3 protein-coding genes are annotated in these 2,908 nt (G+C 63.6%); all 3 read right to left on the bottom strand.

Going from position 1 to position 2,908, the window contains the following annotated elements; all coding sequences use genetic code 11:
• Positions 1 to 153: 153 nt before the first annotated feature.
• The 3 genes from WBF82_RS20140 to WBF82_RS20150 are packed head-to-tail and all read right to left on the bottom strand — an operon-like array spanning position 154 to position 2,899.
• Entirely contained in the window at positions 154 to 996 is an 843-nt protein-coding gene (locus WBF82_RS20140) for an acyl-CoA thioesterase II (RefSeq protein WP_424384700.1), read from the bottom strand.
• Positions 997 to 1,040: 44 nt separating this feature from the next.
• Positions 1,041 to 2,459: a pyruvate kinase gene (gene pyk, locus WBF82_RS20145; protein WP_424384699.1), complete on the bottom strand. Its 1,419-nt coding sequence runs from the start codon at positions 2,457 to 2,459 to the stop codon at positions 1,041 to 1,043.
• 50 nt (positions 2,460 to 2,509) lie between these two features.
• On the bottom strand, positions 2,510 to 2,899 hold the full coding sequence (locus WBF82_RS20150; RefSeq protein ID WP_424384701.1) for a DUF2752 domain-containing protein: 390 nt from the start codon (positions 2,897 to 2,899) through the stop codon (positions 2,510 to 2,512).
• Positions 2,900 to 2,908: the final 9 nt, after the last annotated feature.

The following is a 2,908-nucleotide window of genomic DNA, read 5'->3' on the forward strand; positions in this document are numbered from 1 at the left end:
CGCAGTGGGCTTTTGCGTCAGAGCGCTCGTCGCCGGCACGCCGCTAGCGTTTCGAATACCCAACAACCTGCAACGTTACGCCTGGGACCGGCCCCACTGCGGTCACGTTGTGCGCGTCGCAACCGAATCGTTGCCGGGCGTTGTTGGCCCGACCTATTTCCGCGAACTGGGGAAATACTTGACCACGCCTTCTTGCACCACGGTGGCGACTGGCCGGCCGGCACGGTCGAAGAAATAGCCGGTCCCAAGCCCCCGCGAATCGGTGGCCACCGGCGAGGATGTCGAATACAACACCCAGTCGTTAAAGCTGACCTGGCGATGAAACCAGACCGAGTGATTGACGGTCGCAGCAAAGATGCGGTCGAACCCCCACGAGAGCCCGTGAGTGGTGATGATTGAGTCCAGCACTGTGGTGTCCGAGCAATACAGCATGGTCGCGGTGTGCAGCACGGGGTCATCCGGCAGCAAACCATCGGCTCTGACCCAGACTCGGTTGTAGTCGAGCCGGTCGCCTTTATCCCGCATCACCCAGGACGGGTCGTTGGTATAGCGCCATTCGATTGGTTGCAATGCGTTGACGAACAGCGGGACGGTTTTCTCGTACCCACGCAGCAGCTCCTTGATCGACGGCAATGCCTCCGGATCGTCGACCACGGGCGCTTCGACGTTGTGTTCGAGGCCGCGGCCACCGGCCAGGTAGGACATCATGACCGTCGCCAACAAGGTGCCGTCCTGCGTCACCTCGATGCGGCGGTTAGCGAAGCGGCGCTCGTCGCGCAACCGCACCACCCGAAATTCGATGTCTTTGGCGATGTCACCGCCATTGATGAAGTGCACCGAAAGGGCGTTGGGCGGCAAGTCGCGGGTCAGCGTGCGGCTGCCGGCGACGAATGATTGCGCCATCAGCAGTCCGCCGAATGTCCGGGGTGGGTTCTTGCTGGGATGAGAGCCGATGAAGACGTCGTCGCCCATGGGATGTAGGTCGAGCACCGACATCAGCTCGTCGAAGTCAGACACCGGGCTAGCCTAGTTGCCTGCCTTTAAACGTCGTCCTCGCCGATTCGATGCACGTGGATCAGGTTGGTAGACCCGACGGTGCCCGGAGGCGCCCCGGCAACAATCACCACCAGGTCGCCGCGCCTATAGCGGCCGAGATCCAGCAGCGACTTGTCCGCTTGGCGGATCATGCCATCAGTGGTCTGGATGATGGGGACGATGAATGTCTCGGTGCCCCAGGTCATGGCGAGTTGGCTACGCACTTCAGGCAGCGGAGTGAACGCCAGCAGCGGCAGCGGCGTATGCAGCCGCGCCAGTCGTCGCACGGTGTCTCCGGATTGGGTGAACGCGACCAGAGCCTTGGCGTCGAGCCGCTCGCCGATATCACGGGCGGCGTAACTGATCACACCGCGCTTGGTCCGCGGGACGTGGGTCAGCGGCGGGGCTGCGGTCGAATTCTCTTCCACCGCACAGATGATCCGCGCCATCGTCTGGACCGCGGCCAAGGGATGCTTGCCGACGGCGGTTTCGCCAGACAGCATCACCGCATCGGCGCCGTCGAGCACCGCGTTGGCGACGTCCGAGGCCTCGGCCCGCGTCGGCCGCGAGTTTTCGATCATCGATTCCAGCATCTGGGTCGCCACGATGACGGGTTTTGCGTTCTCCCTGGCCATTTGGATGGCCCGCTTCTGCACCAGCGGAACCTCTTCGAGCGGCAGCTCAACGCCTAGATCGCCGCGGGCGACCATCACGGCATCGAAGGCCAGCACAACTGCTTCGAGGTTGTCGATCGCTTCGGGCTTCTCGAGTTTGGCGATGACGGGTACCCGGCGGCCGACCCGATCCATCACCTCGTGGACCAGCTCGACATCGGATGGCGAGCGCACGAACGACAGCGCCACCATGTCAACACCCAGGTGCAGCGCGAACTCGAGATCTTCGACGTCCTTGGCGGACAACGCGGGCGCCGACACCCTCATCCCGGGCAGCGACATTCCCTTGTTGTTGCTTACCGGTCCGCCCTCGGTAACAGTGCACACGACGTCGTCGCCGTCGATGTCCTCGACCACCAAGCCGACGTTGCCGTCGTCGACCAGAACGCGGTCGCCGGGCACGGCATCTTGGGCCAAGTGCTTGTAGGTGGTCGAAACGCGGTCGTGGTTGCCGGGACAGTCGGCGACGGTGATCCGCACGGTTTCGCCGTCGGCCCAATAGGTCGGGCCTTCAGCGAAGCGGCCGAGCCTGATCTTCGGGCCCTGCAGGTCGCCAAGCACGCCCACGGCGCGCCCGGTGGCATCAGAGGCGGCCCGCACCCGGTCGTAGGCAGCTTTGTGATCGCTGTAGTCGCCGTGGCTGAAGTTCATTCTGGCGACGTCCATTCCGGCTTCGACCAGCGCGCTGACTGATTCGTCAGTGCTGGTGGCCGGACCGAGAGTACAGACGATCTTGCCGCGTCTCGCCACGACAAAACAGCATAGTCGCGCTACTTGATCGATACTGATCCGGCAGCTGGCTAGCTTGTGAGCAGCGTCGGAACCAACGGGAATCCCGGCAGGTTACGCAGCACCGTCCAGGCCAGCATTGCGACGACGGCAGTCGCCACCGCCGGTATAGGCGACAGAGATTTTCCAGAGCGGCGGCGCAGCACAAACCAGCCGACCAACATCGGGATACCGACGAGCAGAAAGACGTTGTCGGTGATCGCCGCGGCCAGATCGCCGTGCAAGAGATCGTGCATCATCCGCAGGCCTCCACACGCGGGGCAATTCCACCCAGTGAGCAGGCGAAACGGGCAAAGGGGAAAGATCGCGTCGGGCTTGTGCGGATCCACCAGACCGATATAACCCACCGCGCCTGCGAGTAGCGCACCCGAACCCAACCCGGTGTACATCCGCGCGGGCATCCGCGCTGC

The organism is Mycobacterium sp., assembly GCF_049673265.1.
Classification (GTDB): domain Bacteria; phylum Actinomycetota; class Actinomycetes; order Mycobacteriales; family Mycobacteriaceae; genus Mycobacterium.